Here is a 22,640-nt window from a genome sequence, read left to right as displayed (position 1 = left end):
GGAGGGGAGGGGCCGGTGACCGGTCCGGCGGCCGCCGTCGAGGTGCGGTGGCGCTTCCTGCTCCGGCGCGGCCCCTACCTGGTCCTCGCCCTGGCCACCGCGCTCGCCGCCGCGTCGATGCACCTGTTCGACCGGGGGCCGGCAGCGTGGACGACCGCGGCCCTGCTGGTCGGCGCGATCGCGGCCGGGCACGCCTGGGTGGTCGACCGCCGGTGGGACCGCCGTCCGGGCGGCCCGGACCGGCTCAGTGCGGTCTACGTCTCCGCTCGCACCGTCGCCGCCTTCGTCCTGGTCCTGATCAACCCGTTCTTCGGGGCCTTCGCCTTCGTCGGCTACTTCGACACGGTCGAGCACGCGCCGCGCCGGCTGGTGACCCCGCTGGTGCTCCTCACCGCGCTCACCCTGGCCGGTGCGCAGTCCGGCGGCCTGCCACCGGCCGACCGGACCCAGGCCGCAGCGTTCCTGGGGCTGTTCGCGCTCAACGCGGGGCTCGTGCTGTTCTTCGTCCGGATGGAGCGTGACGAGCACGCGCTCGCCGCGGCGCGGGTCGCCACCATCGACGAGCTGGAGCGGACCAACGCCCGGCTGGCCGATGCGCTGGCCGAGAACGCCGACCTGCACGCGGCGCTGCTGCAGCGCGCCCGGGAGGCGGGCCGGCACGAGGAGCGGGAGCGGCTGGCCCTGGAGATCCACGACACCATCGCGCAGAGCCTGGTGGGGGTGGTCACCCAGCTGCAGGCGGTCACCGGCGACGCCGCCCCCGCAGCCGTCGCGCAGCGGGTGGACGCGGCGACCGAGCTCGCCCGCGCCGCCCTGGTGGAGGCCCGGCGGTCCGTGGAGGGGCTGTTGCCGTCCCAGCTGGATGACGCCGACGCGCCGGCCGCGCTGGACCGGCTGGTGCGGGACTGGGTGACCCGCACCGGCGCGCGCGCCGAGCTGGTCGTCACCGGCGCCGCCCGGCCCCTGCCCGACGACGCCGAGGCCGTCCTGCTGCGGGTGGCGGGGGAGTCGCTGGCGAACGTCACCCGGCACGCCCGGGCCTCCCGCGTCGGGGTCACGCTGTCCTTCCTCGACGATGAGGTCCTCCTGGACGTCCGGGACGACGGGGTGGGCTTCCCGGCGACCGGGTCCGTCGGCGCGGGGACGGCGGGGGCCCGGTTCGGCCTGCGCGGCATGCGGCAGCGAGCCGAGCGGGTCGGCGGCGAGGTGCTGGTGGAGTCCGAGCCGGGTGGTGGGACGGCGGTCTCGCTGCGACTGCCGGTGGCCCGTGGCTGAGCGGCGCACCGTCCGGGTGGTGCTGGCCGACGACCACCCGGTGGTGCGCGACGGCCTGCGCGGCATGCTCGCCGCGGTGCCGGACGTCGAGGTGGTCGGCGAGGTCGGGGACGGGGTGGCGGCGGTCGCCCTGGTGCGTGCCCTCCGGCCGGACGTCCTGCTGCTGGACCTGCGGATGCCCCGGGGTGACGGGCTGGACGCGATCGTCGCGCTGCGCGAGGACCCGGTGCGGGTGCTGGTCCTCTCCACCTTCGCCACCGCCCGGGACGTGCGCGCGGCGCTCGAGGCCGGGGCCACCGGCTACGTGCTCAAGGACGCCCCCCGCGACCAGCTGGTCGCCGCCGTCCACGCCGCGGCCGACGGGGAGTCGGTGCTGTCCCCGGCGGTGGCCACGCAGGTGGTCACCCGGATGCGCGGCACGTCCGGGACGGAACTGACCGAGCGGGAGGTGGCGGTCCTGCGGCTGGTCGCCCAGGGCACGCCCAACCGGGCGATCGCCGCGAGCCTGTTCGTCAGCGAGGCCACGGTGAAGACGCACCTGGTGCACGTGTTCACCAAGCTGGGCGTGACCGACCGGGCAGCCGCCGTCGCCGCCGCGTACGAGCGCGGCATCCTGCCCGTCTGACGCACGGGGCCGGGCGGGCTCGGCGCCCGGCGCTGGGCTGCCGGCCTGCATCCGCCGCGCCGCCGACGACGGAAGAGCGACGACACCGCCTTCCGGATCAGGAGACGACGTGAACGTCGAGAACACCTTCAGCTACGACTTCTTCCAGTTCACCATCGTGTCCCACGTCTTCACCCTCGGCTACGCCGCGATGGCGGCGGGCTTGGTCTACTTCCTGCTGACCAGCAAGAACTCGCTGCCCCGGTACCAGCTGTCCTCCACCTTGTCCGCGGTCGTGATGCTGTCGGCGTTCCTGGAGCTGCTGGTCACCTCCCAGAAGTGGGACAGCGCCTTCAGCTGGGACGGCGAGGCGTTCAGCCCGACCGGCACGCTGTTCTCCAACGGCTACCGGTACATGAACTGGACGATCGACGTCCCGGTGCTGCTGCTCCAGATGCTGATCGTCCTGGGGGTGACCGGCGCCGCGTTCCGCCGTGGCTGGATCGTCTTCACCGTCGCCGGGCTGGGGATGATCTACACCGGCTACGCCGGCCAGTTCTACGAGGTCGAGCGCAGCGCGCCGTTCTGGATCTGGGGATCGATCAGCACGGTGTTCTTCCTGGTGATCCTGGCGCTGGTGTACCGCACCGTGTACGGCAACGTCGGCCGGCTGCCCGCGGAGGTCCGCCCGCTGGTCAAGGCCGTGTGGTGGCTGCTGCTGGTCTCCTGGATGCTCTACCCCGGCGCCTACCTGATGCCGGCGATCTGGGACTCCGCCGACGGCGTGGTCGCCCGGCAGATCACCTACACCGTCGCCGACGTCACCTCCAAGGTCGTCTACGGCATCCTGCTGGCGATCATCGCCCAGAAGGTGAGCAAGCACGAGGGCCACGACGCGGCCGTCGCGGCTGACGTCACCCTGCCCCGCGGTGGCATCACCGAGGTGGCCGCGCCCGGCCGGGCCGCCTGACCTCCCGGATCGCATCGTGACGGCAGAGGCGCCGCTGCGGGTGACCGCGCTGACGACCCGGCTGTCGGCCGGGGTCGTCGGCGCGGTCGTCGGGGCGGCCGTGCTGCTGCCCGACCAGCTCTCGGCGTGGGGGGTGGGCGTCCTGGCCGCCGGGGTGCTGGTCGGGTTGCCGCACGGTGCGGTCGACCACCTGGTCCCGGACTGGGTCGCCGGGCGACCGGGGCGGATGCTGCGCCCGGGCGTCCTGGTCGGCTACGCCGTCACCGCGCTGGCCGCACTGGGCGCCCTGCTGGTGGCCCCGGTGGTGAGCCTGCTGCTGTTGTTCGCCGTCTCCGCGGTGCACTTCGGCATGGGTGAGGTGGCGTTCGACGCCGAGCGGTCGGGGACCCCGTGGCGGCCCGCGCTGCGGGACGTCGCGCCCGTCGTGGGCCTGGGCGGGGTGCCCATCGCCGTCCCGCTCGCCCGGTGGCCCGAGGAGGCCGACCGGGTGCTGGCAGCGCTGTCCCCGGAGCTGCCGGGGGTGCTGGCACCCGGCGTCCGGCAGGCTGCGCTCGCCGTCGTCGGCGTGGCCCTTCTCGGCACCGTGCTCGGTGCGCTGGCCCGCGGCCGGCCCGGATGGGCGGCCGAGGCCGGCCTGCTGGCGGCGCTGTTCACCCTCGCTCCGCCGGCGGCGGCGTTCGGGGCGTACTTCGGTGGCTGGCACGCCGTCCGCCACATCGGGCGCCTGCTCGTGCTCGACCCCCGCAACGGCGAGGACCTGGCGGCCGGCCGGCTCGGCGCCCCGCTGCTCCGCTACGCCACAGCGGCCGCAGTCCCCACCGGGGTGGCCCTCGCCGGCATCGCACTCCTCGTCCTCAGTGCGCAACGACCCGACTGGACGGCCGGCGCGCTGGCCGTCCTCCTCGGCCTCACCGTCCCGCACATGGCGGTGGTGGCGCTGCTCGACCGGCGGACGGCGGCCGGGCTCCGGCACCAGCCCGAGCGGGTGGCCCCGTCGGCCGGCTGAGCGCCGGCCGTCGACACACCGGACGACACGCCTGGGCTGCGCCCGAGTTCGGAGCGGACTCGCCGGTTGTCCGTACACGGCCCCCCGGACGTTCACCTGCCGAGCCGAGCCTGGGGGTCCCGATGGACCGAGCACAGGAGGAGCACCTCATGACCGGACCGACGAGCACGACGAAGTCCAGCCAGGCGACCAAGGACCAGTCCAGCGCTGCACCCGCGGCCGAGGAGCGGGTCGCCCCGGAGGCGTCCACCGGCTCCGACGTCGAGCTCCGGGAGCTGGCCCGGACCCAGGAGGACGTGGCGCAGCGTGCCCGGCGGCTGGTCGCGGGCGAGCTGGTGGCGTCCGGGCCCGACGGCACGGCGGAGCGCCCGCAGGTGGAGCGTGTGCTCGAGCAGGCCCGCGCCGGCCTGCTCGCCGAGCTGCGCGACCAGGAGCAGGAGCGCGCCCGGCGGCAGCTGCAGGAGGCCGCCGCCAGTGGCGAGGACGCCGTCGCCGGGGTCGTCCAGAGCATCACGACCATCGTCCGCGGCATCGTGCCGGCGGCGCTGGTACGGCCCGAGGACGTCATCGAGGCGACGTTCGCCCTGGCCGACCAGGGGCTGCGGATCAGCCGCCGGCTCGCCCTCACGACGACCAGCAGCGTGCGCAGCCTGGCCACCTCGGTCTGAGGCACGACTCGCGGGCGGCGGCCGGGTGAGCCCTGGCCGCCGCCCGTGTCGTAGCCGGGACCGCACGGGCTACGAGGCGTCCCGGCGCAGCAGTGACCAGCCGCCGGCGGCGAGCGCCGCCCCGGACCAGCCGACCAGCAGCGTCGCCGCCGCGGCTGCCGTCATGTCCGGCTCGCCGAGCAGCAACCAGACGGCACCGGTGCCCGGCAGCAGCTCCCCGAGGTCGGCCATCCACTCGACGCCGAACCCGGGCAGCAGGGCGGGCAGCACCAGCTGGAGCAGGAAGACCGTGGCCAGTGCCCCGGCGGTGCTGCGCAGCAGCAGGCCGACGCCGACGGCCAGCACGCTCCCGGCGGCCAGTACCGCGGCGACCCGGCCGAGGCTGTCGGCCAGGTCGGCCAGGGTCAGGGTCAGGTCGGGCGCGATGAGCCAGGCGGCCACGTCCGCGACCAGCGCGAGCAGCACCCCGGCCACGGTGGCGACGACGACCGGCACGGTGACCCGCGCGGCCAGCAGCACGCCGCGGCGCGGCGTCCACTGCAGCGTCGGGCCGATCGACCCGGTGGCGTACTCCGGGGTGACCGCGAGCAGGGCCAGCACCAGCAGCGCGAACTGGCCCAGCAGGACGCCGAACTCACCGGCGAACGTCGCCGGCAGGCCGGTCAACGGGTCGGCCGGTCCGGTCGCCTCGTCGAAGGCCGCGGTGGCGCCGATGCCCACGATGGTCACCGCAGCAGCCAGCAGGCACCACCACGTCGTCCGCACCGTGCGCAGTCGCAGCCACTCGGCGCCGGCGGCGCGCCGGAAGACGGTCGCCGTCCCGGTCGTCGGGGTGGCGACCTCCGCCGCGCTCATCGCTGCACCAGTCCGGCCGGCTCGGGTGCGACGGCGACCCGGTACTGGACGCTGTCGCCGGTGAGGTCGAGGTAGACCTGCTCCAGCGAGGAGTGCTCCTCGGCCAGCCGGTGCACCGCGACACCGGTCTCCAGCGCGACGTCGCCGACGGTCTCCGCCGTCGCGCCCTCGACCAGCAGGTCGCCGTCCTCGGTGGGGTGCACCTGCAGCCGTCGGCGGCGCAGGGCGCCGACCAGGGCGTCGGGCGAGGGGGTCCGCACCCGGACCGACCGCTGCGCACCCTGGCCGCGCATGACCTCCTGCATCGACGCGTCGGCGATCAGCCGGCCGCGGCCGATGATCACCAGGTGGTCGGCGGTCTGCTCCATCTCGCTCATCAGGTGGCTGGACAGCAGCACCGTCCGCCCCTCGTCGGCCAGCTCGCGCACCAGCCGGCGGATCCACCGGACGCCGTCCAGGTCCAGGCCGTTCATCGGCTCGTCGAACAGCAGGACGGCGGGGTCACCGAGCAGCGCGGTCGCGATGCCGAGCCGCTGGCGCATGCCCAGGGAGTAGCCACGCACCCGCCGACGGGCCGCGGGGCCGAGCCCGACCTGGTCGACGACGTCGTCCACCCGGCGCAGCGGGATGCCGTGCGTGCGGGCGGCGACCCGCAGGTGGTCGCGGCCGCTGCGCCCGGGGTGGACGGCGCCCGCGTCGAGCAGGGCACCGGCCGTCCGGAGCGGCTCGGCCAGCGTGGCGAAGGGCCGGCCGGCCACCAGCGCGGAGCCGGCGGTGGGCCGGTCGAGGCCGAGGACCATGCGCATCGTGGTCGACTTGCCCGCGCCGTTCGGACCGAGGAAGCCGGTCACCTTGCCCGGCTGGACGTCGAAGGTCAGGTCGTCGACGGCCCGGACGGTGCCGGGCCCACGCAGCCTGGACGTGGTGCCGTACTCCTTGGTCAGCCCGCGCACCTGGATCACGCGCGCGGCCCGTCGGTGGCGTGACGGCGTCGCCGCCACGGGAGGGGTGCAGTCATGACACGGAGCCTGTCGGGCCGGCCGGCCCGGGCGGATCACCCCACGGTGCCGAGCAGCGTCCCCCACGTGGGGGAGGGGAGCGGGGCGCCGAAGGGGGAGTCGCCGGGCGCGGCGGTGGGCCAGGATCGAGCCGTGCCCCCGACGACCTCCCAGCTCACGGCGACCGGGCTCGCCGCCCGGCTGCGGGCGGTGCTGGTCGCCGCCCGCCCGGGGTGGCGCGGTCGGGCCCTCTACGCGCTGGCGAGCCTGCCCCTGGGTGTGCTGTACCTGGGGCTGTACCTGGGGCTGATCGGTTCGGTGGTGGCCCTGGTCTACGGCGTCGGCGTCCTGCTCATCCTCTTGGTGCTGGCGGTGACCCGCGGGCTGGCCGGCATGGAGCGCCGGCTGGCCCGCCGACTGCTCGGTGTCGACGTCCCCGAGGGTGAGCGGGTCCGCGACCAGCGCGGCGTCGTCCGCAAGCTCCGGCGGCTGGTCCTCGCGCCCGACACCTGGCGTGCCCTGGGCTGGCTGGGCGCCCGCCTGCTCTTCGGCGTCGCCACGTCCGCCGCCGTCCTCTTCGGTGCCGCCCTCTTCGTGGTGCTGGGCTGGGACACCGAGTGGAACCCGCTCAACGCGCTGCCGCTGCTGGCGTTCATGGTGCTCGACGTCGTCCTCACCCTGGCCGTGGTCGACCTGCTGGTGCGGCTGTCCGCGTCCGTGGCGCCCCGGTTGCTCGGCACCGCGCCCGAGCAGCGGATCGCCGCGCTGCAGCAGAGCACCCGGCGGCTGGCCGACCGGAACAGGCTGGCCCGCGACCTGCACGACACCATCGGCCACGCGCTGACCGCCAGCCTGCTGCAGGCCACCGCTGCCCGCCGCACGCTGACGCCGGCGGACGACCGGCCGCTGCAGCCGGACTTCGCCCGGCAGGCGCTCGGGCACATCGAGACCAACACCCGGACGGCGCTCGCGGAGCTCGACCGGGTGCTCACCGTGCTCCGGGCCGAGGACGGCGGCCGCGACCCGGTCCCGTTCGCCGCGCCGTCGCTGGACGACCTCGAGGACCTGCTCGCCGGACTCCGCGACGGCGGCCTGCCCGTCGAGCTCGTGGTGGACGGCGACGTCGACGACGTGCCCGCCGGTGCCCAGGAGCTGGCGTACCGGGTGGTCCAGGAGGGGACGACGAACGTGCTGCGGCACGCCGGCACCCCGCTGACGGTCGCCCAGGTCGCCCGCAGCGGGGACACCCTCGTCGTCCGCGTGTGCAACGAGCCGGTCGCCCAGCAGGACGGCCGCCCGGGCCCCGGCGGCGGTCGCGGGCTGGCCGGCCTCCGGGAGCGGGCGACCGCCGCCGGCGGCACGCTCACCGCCGAGCGGACGCCCTCGGGTGGGTTCGACCTGTGCGTCACCCTGCCGCTGTCGGGGGCGGCGTGACCGCCCTGCGGCTGCTGCTCGTGGACGACGACGTGCTCGTCCGCTCCGGGCTGCGGGTGATCCTGGAGAGCGAGCCCGACCTCACCGTGGTGGGCGATGCCGGCACCGGCCGGGAGGCGCTGGCGGTCGCGGCCGACACCGATCCCGACGTTGTCCTCATGGACGTCCGGATGCCCGACATGGACGGCATCGCGGCGACCGCGGAGCTGGTCGCCCGTGACCCGCAGCGCCCCCGCGTGCTGGTCCTGACCACGTTCGAGGACGACGACTACCTGTTCCGTTCGCTGCAGGCCGGGGCGAGCGGCTTCGCACTGAAGCGGTCGGACCTGGACTCGCTCGTCGACGCCATCCGGGTCGTCGCCCGCGGGACGTCCCTGGTGCTCCCGGACCTGACCCGCCGGCTCATCGCCTCGCACGCGCCCTCCCGCGCCCGAGGGGCGGCCGCACTGCCGGAGCTGACCGGCCGCGAGGCCGACGTGCTGCGGCTGGTGGCGGGCGGGCTGTCCAACGCCGAGATCGCCACCGAGCTGTACCTCAGCCGCGAGACGGTGAAGACGCACGTCAGCAGCGTGCTGCTCAAGCTGGGCGCGCGGGATCGCACCCAGGCGGTCATCGCCGCGTACGAGAGCGGCTTCATGACCGGCTGACCGCCGGGTCCGCGGCCCCGGGCGCGCGCGGGCTCCGGGCGGCAGACGGTCGTGCACCGGAGGGGTGGCGCGATGAGCCCGGAGGGTGTCCGATGTGTTCCTGCGCATCGATGACGCCCGGGGAGTCTCCATGCTGCGTCCGCGTACCACCCTGGTCGCCCTCACCGCGCTGACTGCCGGCGTCCTCGCTGCCGGCGGGCCGGCGAGCGCCACGCCGGTCGACCCGTTGCCGGAGAAGCGTCCGTGGGCAGTCGGCACCGGGGGCGCGGTCGCCACCGTCGACGCCGACGCCACCCGGGTCGGCCTGGAGGTCCTGGCCGCCGGTGGCAACGCCGCGGACGCCGCTGTCGCCGCCGCAGCCGCGCTGGGCGTGACGGAGCCCTACTCGGCGGGGGTCGGTGGCGGCGGCTTCTTCCTCTACTACGACGCCGACACCGGAGCGGTCACCACGATCGACGGCCGGGAGACCGCGCCGCTGGCGATGGGCGCCGGCGCCTTCCTCGACGAGGCGGGTGAGCCCCTGCCGTTCGCCGAGGCGGTGGCGAGCGGGTTGTCGGTGGGCACGCCCGGCACGCCGCAGACCTGGGCGACGGCCCTGGCGGAGTTCGGCACGTGGTCGCTCGCGGACGCGCTGCAGGGCGGGATCCGGCTGGCCGACGAGGGCTTCGTCGTCGACGAGACGTTCCGGCAGCAGACCGCGGAGAACGAGGAGAAGTTCCGCACGTTCGAGCCGAGCGCCGAGCTGTTCCTGCCGGGCGGGGCCCTGCCCGAGGTGGGGTCGTTGTTCGCCAACCCCGACCTCGCGGAGACCTACCGGCTGCTGGCGGAGGAGGGCGTGGAGCCGTTCTACTCGGGGGAGCTGGCCGGGGAGATCGTGCGGACGGCGCAGGACCCGCCCGAGGCGGCGGGCGTCGAGGACGTCCGCGCGGGGCTGCTCGAGGACGTCGACCTGGCGCAGTACGACGCCCCGCTGCGGGAGCCGACCATGGTCGAGTACCGGGGGCTCGAGGTCTACGGGATGGCCCCGCCGTCGAGCGGTGGGTCGACCGTCGGCGAGGCACTGGACATCCTGGAGCCGTTCGACCTCGGTCAGCTGCCCGCCGTGCCGGTACTGCACCACTACCTGGAGGCCAGTGCGCTGGCCTTCGCGGACCGCAACGCCTACGTCGGCGACCCGGCGTACACCCAGGTGCCGCTGGCCGAGCTGCTCTCCGACGACTTCGCCGCGGAGCGGGCCTGCGCCATCGACCCGGCCGCGGCGCTGGAGAAGCCGACGACGGCGGGCGACCCGGACGGCGAGTACGGCCCGTGCCCGGCAGCGGACGGGGTCACGGTGGGGGAGGGCACGGAAGGCCCCTCCACCACGCACCTCACGGTCGGCGACGCCGAGGGCAACATCGCCAGCTACACGCTGACGATCGAGCAGACCGGTGGCAGCGGGATCACGGTGCCCGACCGCGGGTTCCTGCTCAACAACGAGCTGACCGACTTCACCTTCGCCGCCGCCGACCCCATGACGCCCGAGCCGAACCTGCCCGCCCCGGGCAAGCGGCCGCGCAGCAGCATGGCGCCGACGATCGTGCTGCACGACGGTGAACCGGTGCTCGCCCTCGGCTCCCCGGGCGGCAGCACGATCATCACGACGGTGCTGCAGACCCTGGTCAACCGCATCGACCGCGACATGAACCTCGCCCTGGCGATCGCCGCACCCCGGGCCAGCCAGCGGAACACTCCCGCGGTGTCCGCGGAACCGGCGTTCGTCGCCGCGTACGGGCCGCCCCTCGAGGCGCTCGGGCACGAGTTCAGCATCGTGGAGGAGATCGGTGCGGCCACCGGCATCGAGTACCTGCCGGGCGGCCTGATGCTGGCCGCCGCGGAGCCCGACCGACGCGGTGGTGGCAGCGCGGGTGTCGTGCGCGACCTCCTCGACAACCCACTGGCAGCCGTACCGGACGTGCCGGGCCTCGCCCCCGGGCTCGGCGACGACTGACGGTCCGCAGCAGGCCGAACGACAGGAGAGCCCCGTGACCACACCAGATGCACCGGACCCCGGCGCCCGCCGGTCGGACGCCGCTCAGCCACAGGAGGACGGCCGCGGCGTGGAGATCGGCTTGCCGGACGACGCCGGCGGCACGTTCGAGCCCGAGGAGGACCCGGACGACGGACCGTCCGCGTGATCCCCGCCCTCGACCAGGCCCGGCCGTGGACCGGTCGGGCGGCGGGTCAGGTGGCCAGCGAGCCGGCGAAGACCTGCCAGGCGAGCAGGCTCTTGGCGACCAGGCTCAGCACCAGGTAGCCCCGCTCGCCGTAGGCGTAGCTGCGCCACGGGCCGATCTCCCGGTACTGCAGCCACTGGTTGACCGCGAAGCTCATGAAGAGGACGAACAGCGATCCGAAGATCCCGAGGACGAAGCCGGGGATCTGCGCGGCCCCGAGGACGTTGGCGGTGATCGCCACCCAGGGCGCGGCTCCGGCGACGCAACCGAACCAGAACGGCAGCATCGTGGTCCGGGTGCGGCCGGGCGGGTTCATCAGTTCCTGCAACCAGCCGAAGAGGATCATCGCGACGTTGGCGCCGGCGATGCCGATGAGTGCGCTCAGCCCGGTGATGCCGGTGTAGCCGCAGATCAGCAGCACCATGATGGTGGAGCTGACCGAGTACTCGACCCAGCGGAAACGGTTGATGCCGCGGCGCAGGTCGTCCTCGTAGCGCCGGCGCAGCACCGTGGCGGTCAGCAGGTGGTCCACCGCGGCCAGCGCGAGGAAGAGCGCGATCGCCACGCCCACGCCGAGGTCGACCAGCGGCGCCGGCGCCGGCACCGCCGTCCCGGGTGGACCGGCCGGGAACGACGAGGTCACGGTGAGGGCGAAGCTGCTCGCCAGCAGCAGGACGGCGATGGCCTGCGCCGCGTGCAGCACCGTCAGCGCCAGGTTCCAGCGCCGGAGACCGGCCAGGCGCGCGTCGTCCACCCCGGTCGCGGCCGGCGCGGATCCTGGACTGTCGAGCTCGGTCACGACGACCTCCTGGTCGGGGAGGACTGGACCGCTGCCCTTCCGGCACCCGACCATCAGTCTCCTGATGCTCAACGGTAGCGCGTCCTGGCGCACGGGCCTGTGCCCTCGGGTGGTCCGGCTTCGTGGACACAGCGGCAGGACGGGGCAGGCGGACGGCGGGTGTTCATTTGCCCCGATGGCCGCGCTCCGGTTGTGTCGATCATGCTGCACGCCGCCCTCGAGCAAGGAGAACTGCATGTCTGGCAACGCCACCGTCGGCCTCGCCCTGGAGTGGTTCGTCAACGTGGACCACGCACCGATCGTGGTGGCCCTGGAGCGCGGGCTGTTCGCCGAGCGCGGGCTCGACGTCCACGTCGTGGAGCCCGTGGACCACGAAGCGGGCATGGCGCTGGTCGCGGCCGGCAAGCTGGACCTCGCGATCACCGAGCCGATCCACATGCCCGGTGAGCGGCTGGCCGGGTACCCGATCGTCGCGATCGGCAAGTACTTCGAGACCGGGTTCGGGCTGTTGCTGAAGGACGGCGTCGGACTCGGCGACCTGGCGGGGACCACGATCGCCGCACCTCTCGGGACCTATGCGCCGGCGATGGTCCAGGCGATGGCCGAGTCCCGGGGCATCGCGCTGGAGCGCGATGCGGTGCGCTACGCAGACGTGAGCTACTACCTCGTCGACGCGCTGCGCCGCAACGAGGCGGTCGGCGCGTTCGCGGCCTTCGAGAACGTCGAGGTGCTCGAGGCGCGCGCCGCCGGGATGGAGGTGGAGCTGCTGCGCTTCCTCGACCACGACGTGCCCTCGCCCGGGCACCTCGTCTTCTGCGCGCACGAGGACGCCGCGGACGACCCGCAGCGGCGCGACGTGCTCGAGCGGTTCCTGGACGGCGTGGTCGCCGGGGTCCACGCGGTCCGCGAGGACCCCGAGGGGTCGCTGGAGACGTTCCTCCACGTGGCGCCGCACCTGCGCGGCGAGCTGACGCAGCGGCAGTGGGTGGACACGGTGGGCCGGTTCACCGACGACCTGTCGTTGGACCCGGAGCTGTGGACTCGGCTCGCCCGGTTCGTCCACGAGCGCGGGCTCGTCGAGCGCGAGGTGCCCGTGGAGCAGCTGCTCCGGCCGCTCGGGGCTCGGAGCTGAGCGGTGCTCGCGGCGCGTGAGCACCGCTCGGGGTGAGGGGGGCCGTCCTCCGCTGCCCCTGCTCCCGACGGCCACGGGCGTCGGGGATCCCGTGCTCCGGTCGACGCGCTGACCCCGGAGGCAGCCGGGCAGCGCCGTGGTGCGGTGGCTGGCAGTGTGGCCGGCATGGTCGCGTCCTCTCCCGTCGTCGTGGTGACCGGTGCGAACGGACTGGTGGGCGCCGCGGTGTGCCGCGCGCTCGTCGAGCGGTCGGCCCGGGTGCGCGCCGTCGTCCGCCGTGCCGGCAGCGCGCCCGTGCTCGACGGGGTCACCGAGCACGTCGGCGACCCCGCCGACGAGGACCTCGCCCGCGAGGTGGCCCAGGGCGCCGACGCGGTCGTCACGACGGTGCACCCGATGGGATCGTCCCGGGAGGTGCAGCACCGGGTGGGCGTCGAGGGCACGACGGTCGTCGCCCGGGCGGCGCGGGACGCCGGCGTCGCTCGGCTCGTGCACATGTCGACGGCCGGGGTCTACGACCGCTCGGCCGGGGTCGGGGACCTGGCCGAGGACGGCGCCCTGCTGCCCGAGGGCAGCGGCGACTACCCCGACACCAAGAACGCCACCGACGCCGCGCTGGCGCAGGTCGGCGGGCTCACCACCGTGCTGGTCCGCCCGCCGGCGATCATGGGCGCCGGCGACACGTCGGTCTGGAACACGCTGCGACCGCAGGCGATCGGTGACGGTGAGCGCCGGGTGAACCCGGCGAAGACCTTCGCGTGGGTGCACGTCGACGACCTGGCGGCCCTGATCGCGGACGTCGCCACGGGCGCCGTGGCGACCGCCGAGGACCCGGAGCGAGGACCCGTGGCCGGGGGCACCACCCCGGTCGTCCTCGCCGGCGAACCGGCGACATGGCGGGACTACCTCGGCACGGTGACCGACGCGCTGGGTGTCGCGCCCGAGTGGACCGACGAGCCGGTCTGGACCGGGCAGCTGCTCACCGACCGCGCGCGGGGGTGGGGCTGGATGCCGCGGGTGGGCCGCGCACAGGCCATGGACGAGCTGCGGCGGGGCCTGACGACCCGCGCGTGACCGCCCCGCGGTCACCCGGGAGCGTCCTCGACCGCTGCGGCTAAGGTGATCGACACCCGGTCCCGCGGTCGGGACCATGCTGTTCCACCCGGCTCGCAGCCGGTGCGCCTGGGTCGCCGACGGGTCACTCTCATGGGGCGGGACCTGGTTGGAGAGCAGATGTCGGACGACGGGCAGGACCACCGCGGCATCGTCGTGCAGGAGCCGGGGGCCGGTTCGGGCTCGGGCTTCGTGGACGCAGCGGGCCGGTCCCGCACCGAGAGCCTCGGCGAGCGGGTCCTGGGGTCTCTGCTCGACCGGGCCCACCTCATGCCGGCCCGGCTGGTGTGGCCGTCGGTGGCGCAGGAGATCGCCGCCGTCGGCGGTACCGACGTCAGCATCTGGCTGCAGGACTACGACCAGCGGACCCTGCAGCCACTGGCCGGCGCAGGTCTCGTCGGCGTGACGACGGCGATCGCCGGGAGCTGGCCGGGCCGCGCCTTCACCCAGGACGCCCGCATCGAGCAGGAGCTGCCCGACGGGTCCGTGCGGCTGTACCTGCCGATGCTCGACGGCTCGGACCGGGTCGGCGTCCTGGCGTTCACCCTCGCCCGGGTGGACGACGACGACCGTCGGCTCGCCCAGCGGCTGGCCGGACTGACGGCCGACCTCATCGTGACCAAGTCGCTCTACACCGGCACGTTCTCACGGGTGCGGGCCGCGGCACCGTTGACCCTGTCGGCCCATCTGCAGTGGCAGGCGCTGCCGCCGCTGATCATGACCACTCCGGACGTGGCCCTCGCCGGCATCCTGGAACCGGCGTACGACGTCGGTGGGGACAGCTTCGACTACGCCCTGGACGAGCACGTCCTGCACCTGGCGGTGTTCGACGCCATGGGCCACGGGCTGGAGGCGGCCATCATGGCCACCGTCGTGGTCGCCGCCTACCGGCACGGCCGGCGGTCCGCTGCGTCGCTGCCGGACCTCTACGTGCAGATGGACGACGTGCTGGGCTCGACCCACCCGGGGCGCTTCGCGACGGCCCAGGTGGGCCAGCTGGACACCTAGACCGGGACGCTCAGCTGGGTGAACGCGGGCCATCCGGCAGCCCTGCGGATCCGCCGGAGCGGCGCCGTCGACGAGCTGACCGGCCCGATCACCCGTCCCGTGGGGTTCGGGGGTGCCGTGCCGTCGGTGCAGTCGACCCAGCTCGAGCCGGGTGACCGGGTGCTGTTCTTCACCGACGGCGTCGTCGAGGAACGGCTGGCGGACGGGATGCAGTTCGGCGAGGGCCGGCTGCGGGAACTGGTCGAGCAGACCAGCGCCGACCGGATGAGCGTGGCCGAGACGGTCCGGCTGCTGTCGCACACCCTCATGGCGGCCCGGGGCGGTCGGACCAGCGACGATGCCTCGTTGCTGCTCGTGGAGTGGCGTGGTCCGCCGCGGGACGACGAGCTGGCCCGCGGCATCATCGGCGGGCTGCCCGCCGGCGACATCGACAGCTGACGAAGGCCTTGCCCTGGCCGACCGGGACCGGCAGGGTGCCGGGCACCGCCGTGACCCAGGTCACCGCGCCGATCGGGGCAGTCCCGGTCGTCCCCCGATCCGGGAGCACCCATGGACTCGAACCCCGTCGACGTCGTCCTGCAGGCAGCCGTGGCGCGCGGCGCCGTGCCGAACGCGGTGGTGGTCGTCGCCGACCGCGACGGCCTGGTCCTGGAGAGTGCCGCCGGGTCCCGGGTGGCCGGTGCGGACGAGCCGGTCGGTGCCGACACCCACTTCCGCATCATGTCGATGACCAAGATGGTCGCGACGGTGGCCGCGCTGCAGCAGGTCGAGCGGGGCACCCTCCGCCTGGACGCCCCGGTGCAGGAGTACTGCCCGGAGTTCGCCGGCCTGCAGGTCCTCGACGGCTTCGACGGTGACGTCCCCCGCCTGCGGCCGCCGGCGACGAAGGCCACGGTGGGTCAGCTGCTCACCCACACCGCCGGGCTCGGCTACTGGTTCTTCAACGCCGAGCTGCTGCGCTGGGAGACGGTGACCGGCAACCCGAACGTGCTGTCGGGGTCGAACGCCGTCTTCGCGGCGCCGCTGCTCGCCGACCCCGGCACCCGGTTCGAGTACGGCATCAACACCGACTGGCTCGGCAAGGTCGTCGAGGCGGCCAGCGGGCTCGGCTTCGACGTCGCGGTGGAGGAGGGCGTCACCGGGCCGCTGGGCATGGACGACACCTCCTTCACCCCCAGCGCCGACCAGCGGGCGAACTGCGTGCCGGTGCACATGCGTGCGGCCGACGGCACGTGGCAGCCCAGTGCGCTGGACCTGCACCCCGAGCCCGAGTACTTCGCCGGTGGCCACGGCCTGTACTCGACGCCGCGGGACTACCTGCGCTTCCAGCGGGCGCTGCTCGGGAACGGTGAGCTCGACGGCACCCGGGTCCTCCGTCCCGAGACGGTGGACGCGGCGTTCACGAACCAGATCGGGGACCTCGACTTCCCCGCAGCGATCACCAGCGCCGACCCGGGTTCGACGGCGGACTTCTGCGCCGGCCCCGACCACAAGTGGGGGTACGGGTTGCTGCTCAACACCCGGGACGTCCCCGGGCGCCGGCGCGCGGGCAGCGGTGCGTGGGCCGGGCTCTGCAACACCCACTTCTGGGTCGACCGGACGGCCGGCATCACGGCGGCGGTGTACACCCAGACCCTGCCGTTCGTCGCGCCGGAGGTGCACCAGGTCTACCTGGACGTGGAGACGGCTCTGTACGACGCCCGCTGACTCCTCGAGGGTTGGCCACCCCACCGTCAGGAGGGGCGGTGCAGCGAGGTCCGGGACCGGTCGTGCGGGGCCGTCCGGTGAGGACGACGACCCATCCGGAAACGGCGGCCACGCCGAACACTGCACGGGTCAACCGATCCGCGATCGGCTCGCACGTCCCCTGGACACGGTGACCGCCCACGGCCACGGCCGTGCATCCCGCGCACGCCGTGCCGCCCCGACAGGAGCTCGGCCTCGATGGACCTTGGAGATGATGGGATGCGCAGGACATGGACGGTCCTCGGTGCACTGGTGCTCGTGCTCCTCGCCGCCGGGCCGGCGTCGGCCGGCCCGCCGAGGCAGGTGTCGGGTCAGCTCACGGATGACAGCGTCGTGATCGGTGCTGCCGGTCGACAGGTCGTCCAGCAGGCCGTGGACCGGCTGGAGGCCGAACGCGACATCGGTCTCCACGCCGTCTTCGTCTCCGACTTCGACGCCGTGCCGGCCGGTGAATGGGCTGGACGCACCGCCGAACTGTCCGGACTCGGTGACTCGGACATCCTCCTGGCCGTGGCCGTCGGAGGGGGCACCTACGACTACGGGTGGTGGGTGGCCGAGGGGTTCCCGCTGCCCGTGGCGGACGTCGATGCCGTGCTGGCCAGTGAGGTGGTCCCGGACCTGGCGGCGCGAGACTGGACCCAGGCGGTCGTCACGCTGGCCGAGCAGCTCCGGTCCCTCGCGGAGACGCCGGCGGGCGCGGAGACGCCGGCGGCCGGTTCCGAGACGGCGGCCGGCTCCGAGACACCGGCCGGCTCCGACACGGCGACGGACACCACCACGACGACGAGCGACGAGACGCCGGGGAGCACGCTGCCGTGGTCGGGGACGACGGGCGATGAGACGCCGGGGAGCACGCTGCCGTGGTCGGGGGCGACCACGACGGTCGTGATCGGCATCTTCGCGGTCGTGCTCCTGAGCGGGCACCTCCTCTCCCGTCGCAGCGCATCGCGCAGTTCGTCGCGGTAGCCGCGCGCACGTCTGGGCCGTTCGCCACCACGCCCGACGGTTCCTGGCCTCCCGCCTGTCGACGGTCGCAGCCCCTGGCGTGGCGGTGCAGACCCAGGGCAGCTGGGCGATCAGGGTCAACCCCGGGACGTGAATCGGCCGGATCCGACATCCGTCGGGTGACCGCGCTGCGAACGCCCTTCGTGCGAGGGACGACGACTCGGTCATGGCACCGGGTCGGGGACGCCCAGATGTGTGCGGAGAGTGAGCGAATGTCGTCTTCACGTGACAACGGGACCAGCCGGTGAGCGTCGACCGGGAGACCGCGTCCCAGCAGCAGGGTCCGGGATCGGCGGTGACCGCGGTGCCGGCGGTGAGGGAGTCCGTCGGCGGCGTCCCGGGGCTCCCGCATGTGTGCGACCCGGTCCCGGCGGGCGACGTCGCCGGGACGCCGTCGAGCACCGCGCAGTCGCTGCGGTCGACGCCCCGACTGGTGGGCATCGACGCTGCCCGCGGCCTCGCCCTGGTCGGGATGATCGCAGTGCACCAGTTCGCGGCGACCGACTCGGACGGGACGGCGTCCCTGGCCTGGACCCTGGCCGCAGGCAAGTCGGCGGCGCTGTTCGCCCTGCTGGCCGGGGTGGGCATCGCCTTCACCACGGGTGGCCGTCGGCGACGGCCGACGGGACGGACGTGGACGGCCCAGGCGGCGTCGCTGCTGGTCCGCGCCCTCATCATCGGCGCGGTGGGGCTGGCCCTCGGCCACCTCGTCCCGACGGACTCGGCCGGGGTGATCCTCCCGTACTACGCCGTCCTGTTCGTGCTGGCCGTCCCGCTGCTGTCCCTGTCCAGTCGTGCCCTGGTGGTGCTGGCGACGGTGATCGTGCTCGTCGTGCCCGGCCTCAGCCATCTGCTCCGAGCCGGCACGGAACCGGTGATCGTGCCCAACATGACCGTCACCGACCTGGTCGACCGTCCACTGCAGGTGCTGATGGAGCTCACCGTCACCGGCCAGTACCCGGCGCTGGCGTGGATGGCCTACCTGTGTGTCGGGCTCGCCGTCGGTCGCGCCGCGCTCTCCAGCCGGGCGGTCGTGGGGGCGGTGATCCTGGTCGGTGGCGCACTGGTCGTCGTCTCGATGACCGTGTCATGGCTGCTGCTCGACGTCTTCGGCGGCCGCGCGCGGCTCGACCAGGTGGCCCTGCAGTCGATGACGCCGCAGGAGTACGCCGACGTCACGACGTCCGGGTGGAACGGGACGACCCCGACGGACACCGGCTGGTGGCTGGCCACGATGGCGCCGCACTCCGGCACGTCGTTGGACCTCACCTACACGATCGGCGTCGCGCTGGTGGTGCTCGGGGCGTGCATCCTGCTCGGGCGCATGACGACCACGCTGCTGCGACCCCTGGCTGCAGCGGGGAGCATGACGCTGACCCTCTACTGCATGCACCTGGTGATGCTCAGCGCGCCTGCCGTCCCCGGTGGACCGACCGGCTTCCTGTTGCAGGTCGCGGTGCTGGTGGCGTTCGCACTCCTCTGGAGCCGCGACCACGCCCGAGGCCCGTTCGAGGAACTTGTCGCCGAGGCTGCCGGCGCCGTCCGCAGGAAGGTCCTGGCCGCACCGGAGACGGGGCACCGTGGCGCCCACCGCAAGGGTTGAGCCCGGGGGGTGACGGGGCCGCGGGGCCCTCTCACACCGGACCTCCCGGTGCCTCAGGCGCTCTCGTCCGCCTCGGCGGAGACCACGGCCTCCTCGCGGCTGGTGAACGGCCCGGCGGTGCGGCCGTCGGCGCGGCACGTCCACCGGTAGCCGTCCGGGGTCTGCTCGACGAGGTAGCCGTCCGGGTCGGCGGGGCCGTGGCCCGGGCGCTCGTACGGGTCGCTCATGACATCACCACGTTCCGGAAACGGACCCCGGCGAACGCGCTGCCGAGGTGGACGACGGGCACGGGTCGACAGGTGGCGTCCGCCACGGTCAGGGTCTCGGCGACGTCGGCGCGCATGAAGGAGAGCGCCTGGTCGGTGACGGTGATCCGCAGCCGGACGTACGTACCCGGCGTCGGCGCCGTTCCCCCCGTCGAGGACGCCAGCGTGGTGGCGACACCCTCGAGGACCCGCTGGACGTCCAGGCTGCCGTCTCCCCGCAGGGTGAAGAGGTAGCCGTCGGCGCCGGGCGATGACCGGGACGACGGTCGGTACGGGTGGTCGTCGGTGCTCAAGAGGACGGACCCGCCGCTCCTGCGGCACGTCTGGTCCACCCGCACGTCGAGGTCCAGCGTGAACGCCTCGGGGTCCGGCGGGGCGAGGAAGCCCATGAGCGTGGAGGCGACCGTGTCGGAGACGTCGAAGCCCCAGGACGAGTCGTCCGGGAAGAACCGGCCGCGGCTGGTGTCCGGGAGCATCCCGGGCAACCAGGTCTGACGGGCGAAGAGGTCCGAGGTGCGGCGGCCCGCGTCTCCGGCGATGTAGCGGGGATCGTCGGAGAAGATCGCGTCCACGCCGGCGGCGACGACGGCGTCCCGCTGGTGCCGGCGGTTCACCGTGTAGCAGGCCACCTCGATCCCCACCGCACGTGCCGCGTCGCAGAGCGCCGGTGTGACGCGGCCCGCAGGGGGGCCGATCCAGCCGATGCCCTCGGCGGCGGCCCGGGCGACGTCGGTACTGCCGAGCCAGATGACGTGCCACCCCCGGGAGAGCGCCAGCCGGCAGTCGGCGAGGGCGAAGGACTGGAGCAGCACGGACGCCGGGCGGACACCGTGTCGCTCCAGCGCGTCGATCATCGGGCTCATCGCATCGCTGCTCTTGGCCTCGGCGCAGAGGAGGACGCGGTTGCCGAACTCGGTGAGCACCTCCTCGAACAGCGGCGGGCGCAACCCGTCGGGCCAGCCTCCGCCGAGGGTGACCGAGGCGTCGATGTCCAGCTGCTTCCAGGTCACCGACGTGTGGTCGGCGACGTTGCCGCTGGAGGTGGTCATGCGGTCCACGGTGCCGTCGTGCATGACGCCCAGAGCGCCGTCGGCCAGTGTCGACACGTCCTGCTCGATGACCGCCGAACCCTGGCCCACCGCGACCCAGTAGCCCTCCAACGTGTGCTCGGGCACCTGCAGGGACCCGCCGCGGTGGGCGATGACGAACGGCCGGCTCAGGTCGGCGAAGTCCACGCGCGACCTTAAGCCTGCCGCTCGGGCCCGCGACGGCGGGCACGACCACCGCCGCCCTGCTGCTCGCACCGACGGCGCCGGGAAGCGTTGTCTCACGGGGGGCGCAGGGGCGATGCTGGTGCATGGCGTCGCAACCGTCGTACGAGCAGTCGAAGCAGGTCGCCGAGTCCAGCCGCGAGACCGAGTGGACCCAGCCGTCGTTCGGCAAGCAGCTGTTCCTCGGCGACTTCCGGCTCGACCTCGTCCACCCGCAGCCGGAGATCGACGGGGCCGCGGTGGAGAGAGGCGAGGCGTTCCTCGAGCGCCTCCGCACGTTCCTCACCGAGCACGTCGACCGGCAGCGGATCGAGCGCGAGGCGAAGATCCCCGAGGACGTCCTCCGGGGCCTCGGGGAGCTGGGCGCGCTCGGCATGAAGATCCCCGAGGAGTACGGGGGTCTCGGCCTGAGCCAGGTCTACTACAACCGGGCGCTGGCCATGGCCGGCACGTGGCACTCGTCGATCTCCACGCTGCTCTCCGCGCACCAGTCGATCGGCCTGCCCGAGCCGCTGCGGCTGTTCGGCTCCGAGGAGCAGAAGCGCCACTGGTTGCCCAAGCTGGCCAGGGACCACATCTCGGCGTTCCTGCTCACCGAGCCGGACGTCGGCTCGGACCCGGCGCGGATGAGCACGACCGCCGTCCCGACCGACGACGGCACCGGCTACCGGATCAACGGCACGAAGCTGTGGGCGACCAACGGCGCCATCGCCGACGTGGTCGTGGTCATGGCCGTCGTCCCGAGGTCGGACGGCCATCGGGGCGGCATCACCGCGTTCCTCTGCCCGTGCGACCGCGCGGGCATCACGGTCGAGCACCGCAACGAGTTCATGGGCCTCAGGGGCATCGAGAACTCGGTGACCCGATTCGACGACGTCGTCGTCCCCACCGAGGACGTCATCGGCGGCGAGGGCAAGGGCCTGCGGATCGCGCTCACCACGCTCAACACCGGCCGACTGTCGCTGCCGGCGTTCTGTTCCTCGGCGGTGACGTACTCGCTGAAGATCGCCCGCGAGTGGTCGGCCGAACGGAGGCAGTGGGGGCGGCCGATCGGTGAGCACGACCCGGTCGCGCAGAAGCTCGCCTGGCTGGCGGGGACGGCGTTCGGCCTCGAGGCGGTGCTCGACGTGTCCAGTCGCCTGGCCGACGACAAGCGCAACGACATCCGCATCGAGGCCGCCCTGGCCAAGCTCTACTCGTCCGAGCTCGGCTGGACCGCCGTCGACGAGATGGTGCAGATCCGCGGCGGTCGCGCCTACGAGACCGCCGAGTCGCTCGCTCGGCGCGGCGAGAAGCCGGTGCCGGCCGAGCAGCTGCTGCGGGACATGCGGATCAACCGGATCTTCGAGGGGTCCACGGAGATCATGCACCTGCTGATCGCCCGCGAGGCCGTGGACGAGCACCTGCGGGTCGCGGGGGACCTGGTGCTCGGGAAGGCCCGCCCCGCCGAGAAGGCCAAGGCCGCCGCGAAGGCGGGGGCCTTCTACGCCCGGTGGCTCCCCACGCTGGCCACCGGCGCCGGGCAGCGCCCCGGCTCCTACGCCGAGTTCGGGGAGCTGGCCAGGCACCTGCGCTACGTCGAACGCCACTCCCGCAAGCTCGCCCGCTCGACCTTCTACGCGATGGGCCGGCACCAGGCCCGCCTCGAGCAGAAGGGCCACCTGCTCGGGCGGATCGTCGACATCGGCGCCGAGCTGTACGCGATCTCGTGCGCCTGCGTGTACGCGGACACCATCGGGAGCGCGCAGCCCGCCCGCCGGCAGGAGGCCGCGGAACTGGCCGACCTGTTCTGCCGTCAGGCCCGTCGTCGCGCCGATCGGCTGTTCGCGGAGCTGTGGGACAACGACGACCGCGACCAGTACCAGGCCGCCCAGCAGGTGCTCTCCGGTCGCTACGCCTGGCTCGAGGAGGACGTCCTGGACCCGGCCGGTGACGGCCCGATGATGCCGACGCACGAACCACCGGCCGCCGAACAGTTCGACGAGCCTGCTCCCACGGTGCCGGCCGCGCCCGCCTCGTAGGCA

20 protein-coding genes and 1 pseudogene are annotated in these 22,640 nt (G+C 74.0%); 16 read left to right on the top strand and 5 right to left on the bottom strand.

Annotated features, from left to right (window positions below; all coding sequences use genetic code 11):
- The first annotated feature begins 15 nt into the window (after positions 1 to 15).
- The 5 genes from O2V63_RS08715 to O2V63_RS08695 all read left to right on the top strand — a co-directional run bounded on the left by O2V63_RS08715 (position 16) and on the right by O2V63_RS08695 (position 4,523).
- Entirely contained in the window at positions 16 to 1,275 is a 1,260-nt protein-coding gene (locus tag O2V63_RS08715; protein WP_269167145.1) for a sensor histidine kinase, read from the top strand.
- On the top strand, positions 1,268 to 1,900 hold the full coding sequence (locus tag O2V63_RS08710; protein ID WP_036336101.1) for a response regulator: 633 nt from the start codon (positions 1,268 to 1,270) through the stop codon (positions 1,898 to 1,900). Before O2V63_RS08715 ends, O2V63_RS08710 begins: the two co-directional genes overlap by 8 nt.
- 109 nt (positions 1,901 to 2,009) lie before the next feature.
- Complete coding sequence (locus tag O2V63_RS08705; protein ID WP_269167144.1) at positions 2,010 to 2,849, top strand: bacteriorhodopsin; 840 nt, start codon at positions 2,010 to 2,012, stop codon at positions 2,847 to 2,849.
- A 16-nt stretch (positions 2,850 to 2,865) separates the two neighbouring features.
- Positions 2,866 to 3,855 carry a Brp/Blh family beta-carotene 15,15'-dioxygenase gene (locus O2V63_RS08700; RefSeq protein WP_269167143.1) on the top strand — a complete coding sequence of 330 codons (990 nt, stop codon included), beginning with the start codon at positions 2,866 to 2,868 and terminating at the stop codon, positions 3,853 to 3,855.
- A gap of 149 nt (positions 3,856 to 4,004) precedes the next feature.
- Positions 4,005 to 4,523 carry a hypothetical protein gene (locus O2V63_RS08695; protein WP_269167142.1) on the top strand — a complete coding sequence of 173 codons (519 nt, stop codon included), beginning with the start codon at positions 4,005 to 4,007 and terminating at the stop codon, positions 4,521 to 4,523.
- 69 nt (positions 4,524 to 4,592) lie between these two features.
- Here O2V63_RS08695 and O2V63_RS08690 read toward each other — a convergent pair whose 3' ends face one another.
- Both O2V63_RS08690 and O2V63_RS08685 read right to left on the bottom strand, forming a co-directional pair.
- The gene (locus tag O2V63_RS08690; protein ID WP_269167141.1) at positions 4,593 to 5,378 is read right to left on the bottom strand and encodes a hypothetical protein; all 786 of its coding nucleotides are present in this window, start codon (positions 5,376 to 5,378) and stop codon (positions 4,593 to 4,595) included.
- Positions 5,375 to 6,340 carry an ABC transporter ATP-binding protein gene (locus O2V63_RS08685; RefSeq protein ID WP_269167140.1) on the bottom strand — a complete coding sequence of 322 codons (966 nt, stop codon included), beginning with the start codon at positions 6,338 to 6,340 and terminating at the stop codon, positions 5,375 to 5,377. The genes O2V63_RS08690 and O2V63_RS08685 overlap by 4 nt, the downstream gene beginning before the upstream one ends.
- Before the next feature lie 189 nt (positions 6,341 to 6,529).
- Between O2V63_RS08685 and O2V63_RS08680 the strand changes: the two genes are divergently transcribed.
- From O2V63_RS08680 to O2V63_RS08665, 4 genes are all read left to right on the top strand, one after another.
- A complete protein-coding gene (locus tag O2V63_RS08680; RefSeq protein ID WP_269167139.1) occupies positions 6,530 to 7,810 on the top strand; it encodes a sensor histidine kinase in 1,281 nt (426 codons plus the stop codon).
- Positions 7,807 to 8,457 (top strand): response regulator, encoded by a 651-nt coding sequence (locus tag O2V63_RS08675; protein WP_269167138.1) that lies wholly within the window; start codon positions 7,807 to 7,809, stop codon positions 8,455 to 8,457. The genes O2V63_RS08680 and O2V63_RS08675 overlap by 4 nt, the downstream gene beginning before the upstream one ends.
- 130 nt (positions 8,458 to 8,587) lie before the next feature.
- Positions 8,588 to 10,447: a gamma-glutamyltransferase gene (ggt, locus tag O2V63_RS08670; protein ID WP_269167137.1), complete on the top strand. Its 1,860-nt coding sequence runs from the start codon at positions 8,588 to 8,590 to the stop codon at positions 10,445 to 10,447.
- 34 nt (positions 10,448 to 10,481) lie between these two features.
- Positions 10,482 to 10,634 carry a hypothetical protein gene (locus O2V63_RS08665; protein ID WP_269167136.1) on the top strand — a complete coding sequence of 51 codons (153 nt, stop codon included), beginning with the start codon at positions 10,482 to 10,484 and terminating at the stop codon, positions 10,632 to 10,634.
- A 46-nt stretch (positions 10,635 to 10,680) separates the two neighbouring features.
- Here the strand turns inward: O2V63_RS08665 and heR are convergent, their stop codons facing one another.
- Positions 10,681 to 11,472: a heliorhodopsin HeR gene (heR, locus tag O2V63_RS08660; protein WP_269167135.1), complete on the bottom strand. Its 792-nt coding sequence runs from the start codon at positions 11,470 to 11,472 to the stop codon at positions 10,681 to 10,683.
- A gap of 235 nt (positions 11,473 to 11,707) precedes the next feature.
- On the opposite strand from heR, the gene O2V63_RS08655 reads away from it, so the two are divergent.
- The 6 genes and pseudogenes from O2V63_RS08655 (at position 11,708) to O2V63_RS08630 (ending at position 19,079) form a co-directional block, all read left to right on the top strand.
- Positions 11,708 to 12,604 carry an ABC transporter substrate-binding protein gene (locus O2V63_RS08655; protein WP_269167134.1) on the top strand — a complete coding sequence of 299 codons (897 nt, stop codon included), beginning with the start codon at positions 11,708 to 11,710 and terminating at the stop codon, positions 12,602 to 12,604.
- Positions 12,605 to 12,769: 165 nt separating this feature from the next.
- A complete protein-coding gene (locus O2V63_RS08650; RefSeq protein ID WP_269167133.1) occupies positions 12,770 to 13,678 on the top strand; it encodes an NAD-dependent epimerase/dehydratase family protein in 909 nt (302 codons plus the stop codon).
- Between the two features lie 132 nt (positions 13,679 to 13,810).
- Positions 13,811 to 15,163, top strand: a pseudogene (locus tag O2V63_RS20730) (PP2C family protein-serine/threonine phosphatase).
- Between the two features lie 111 nt (positions 15,164 to 15,274).
- Positions 15,275 to 16,432 (top strand): serine hydrolase domain-containing protein, encoded by a 1,158-nt coding sequence (locus O2V63_RS08640; RefSeq protein ID WP_269167132.1) that lies wholly within the window; start codon positions 15,275 to 15,277, stop codon positions 16,430 to 16,432.
- Positions 16,433 to 16,690: 258 nt separating this feature from the next.
- Entirely contained in the window at positions 16,691 to 17,437 is a 747-nt protein-coding gene (locus O2V63_RS08635) for a TPM domain-containing protein (protein WP_269167131.1), read from the top strand.
- 283 nt (positions 17,438 to 17,720) lie between these two features.
- Positions 17,721 to 19,079 carry an acyltransferase family protein gene (locus O2V63_RS08630; protein WP_269167130.1) on the top strand — a complete coding sequence of 453 codons (1,359 nt, stop codon included), beginning with the start codon at positions 17,721 to 17,723 and terminating at the stop codon, positions 19,077 to 19,079.
- 53 nt (positions 19,080 to 19,132) lie between these two features.
- On the opposite strand, the gene O2V63_RS08625 is transcribed toward O2V63_RS08630, so the two are convergent.
- Positions 19,133 to 19,306, bottom strand: a complete 174-nt coding sequence (locus O2V63_RS08625) for a hypothetical protein (protein ID WP_269167129.1) — start codon at positions 19,304 to 19,306, stop codon at positions 19,133 to 19,135.
- Entirely contained in the window at positions 19,303 to 20,580 is a 1,278-nt protein-coding gene (locus tag O2V63_RS08620; protein ID WP_269167128.1) for a glycerophosphodiester phosphodiesterase, read from the bottom strand. Before O2V63_RS08620 ends, O2V63_RS08625 begins: the two co-directional genes overlap by 4 nt.
- A gap of 122 nt (positions 20,581 to 20,702) precedes the next feature.
- On the opposite strand from O2V63_RS08620, the gene O2V63_RS08615 reads away from it, so the two are divergent.
- Positions 20,703 to 22,637: an acyl-CoA dehydrogenase family protein gene (locus O2V63_RS08615; RefSeq protein ID WP_269167127.1), complete on the top strand. Its 1,935-nt coding sequence runs from the start codon at positions 20,703 to 20,705 to the stop codon at positions 22,635 to 22,637.
- Positions 22,638 to 22,640: the final 3 nt, after the last annotated feature.

The organism is Modestobacter sp. VKM Ac-2977 (genome assembly GCF_026968045.1).
GTDB lineage: Bacteria > Actinomycetota > Actinomycetes > Mycobacteriales > Geodermatophilaceae > Modestobacter.
This window is presented reverse-complemented; position numbering and strand designations above follow the sequence as displayed.

Bases quoted from the DNA above. Each gene is read 5' to 3' on its own strand.
- O2V63_RS08695 (WP_269167142.1), top strand. From the start codon at position 4,005: ATGACCGGACCGACGAGCACGACGAAGTCCAGCCAGGCGACCAAGGAC.
- O2V63_RS08690 (WP_269167141.1), bottom strand. From the start codon at position 5,378: ATGAGCGCGGCGGAGGTCGCCACCCCGACGACCGGGACGGCGACCGTC.
- ggt (WP_269167137.1), top strand. From the start codon at position 8,588: ATGCTGCGTCCGCGTACCACCCTGGTCGCCCTCACCGCGCTGACTGCC.
- O2V63_RS08655 (WP_269167134.1), top strand. From the start codon at position 11,708: ATGTCTGGCAACGCCACCGTCGGCCTCGCCCTGGAGTGGTTCGTCAAC.
- O2V63_RS08650 (WP_269167133.1), top strand. From the start codon at position 12,770: ATGGTCGCGTCCTCTCCCGTCGTCGTGGTGACCGGTGCGAACGGACTG.
- O2V63_RS08640 (WP_269167132.1), top strand. From the start codon at position 15,275: ATGGACTCGAACCCCGTCGACGTCGTCCTGCAGGCAGCCGTGGCGCGC.
- O2V63_RS08635 (WP_269167131.1), top strand. From the start codon at position 16,691: ATGCGCAGGACATGGACGGTCCTCGGTGCACTGGTGCTCGTGCTCCTC.
- O2V63_RS08625 (WP_269167129.1), bottom strand. From the start codon at position 19,306: ATGAGCGACCCGTACGAGCGCCCGGGCCACGGCCCCGCCGACCCGGAC.
- O2V63_RS08615 (WP_269167127.1), top strand. From the start codon at position 20,703: ATGGCGTCGCAACCGTCGTACGAGCAGTCGAAGCAGGTCGCCGAGTCC.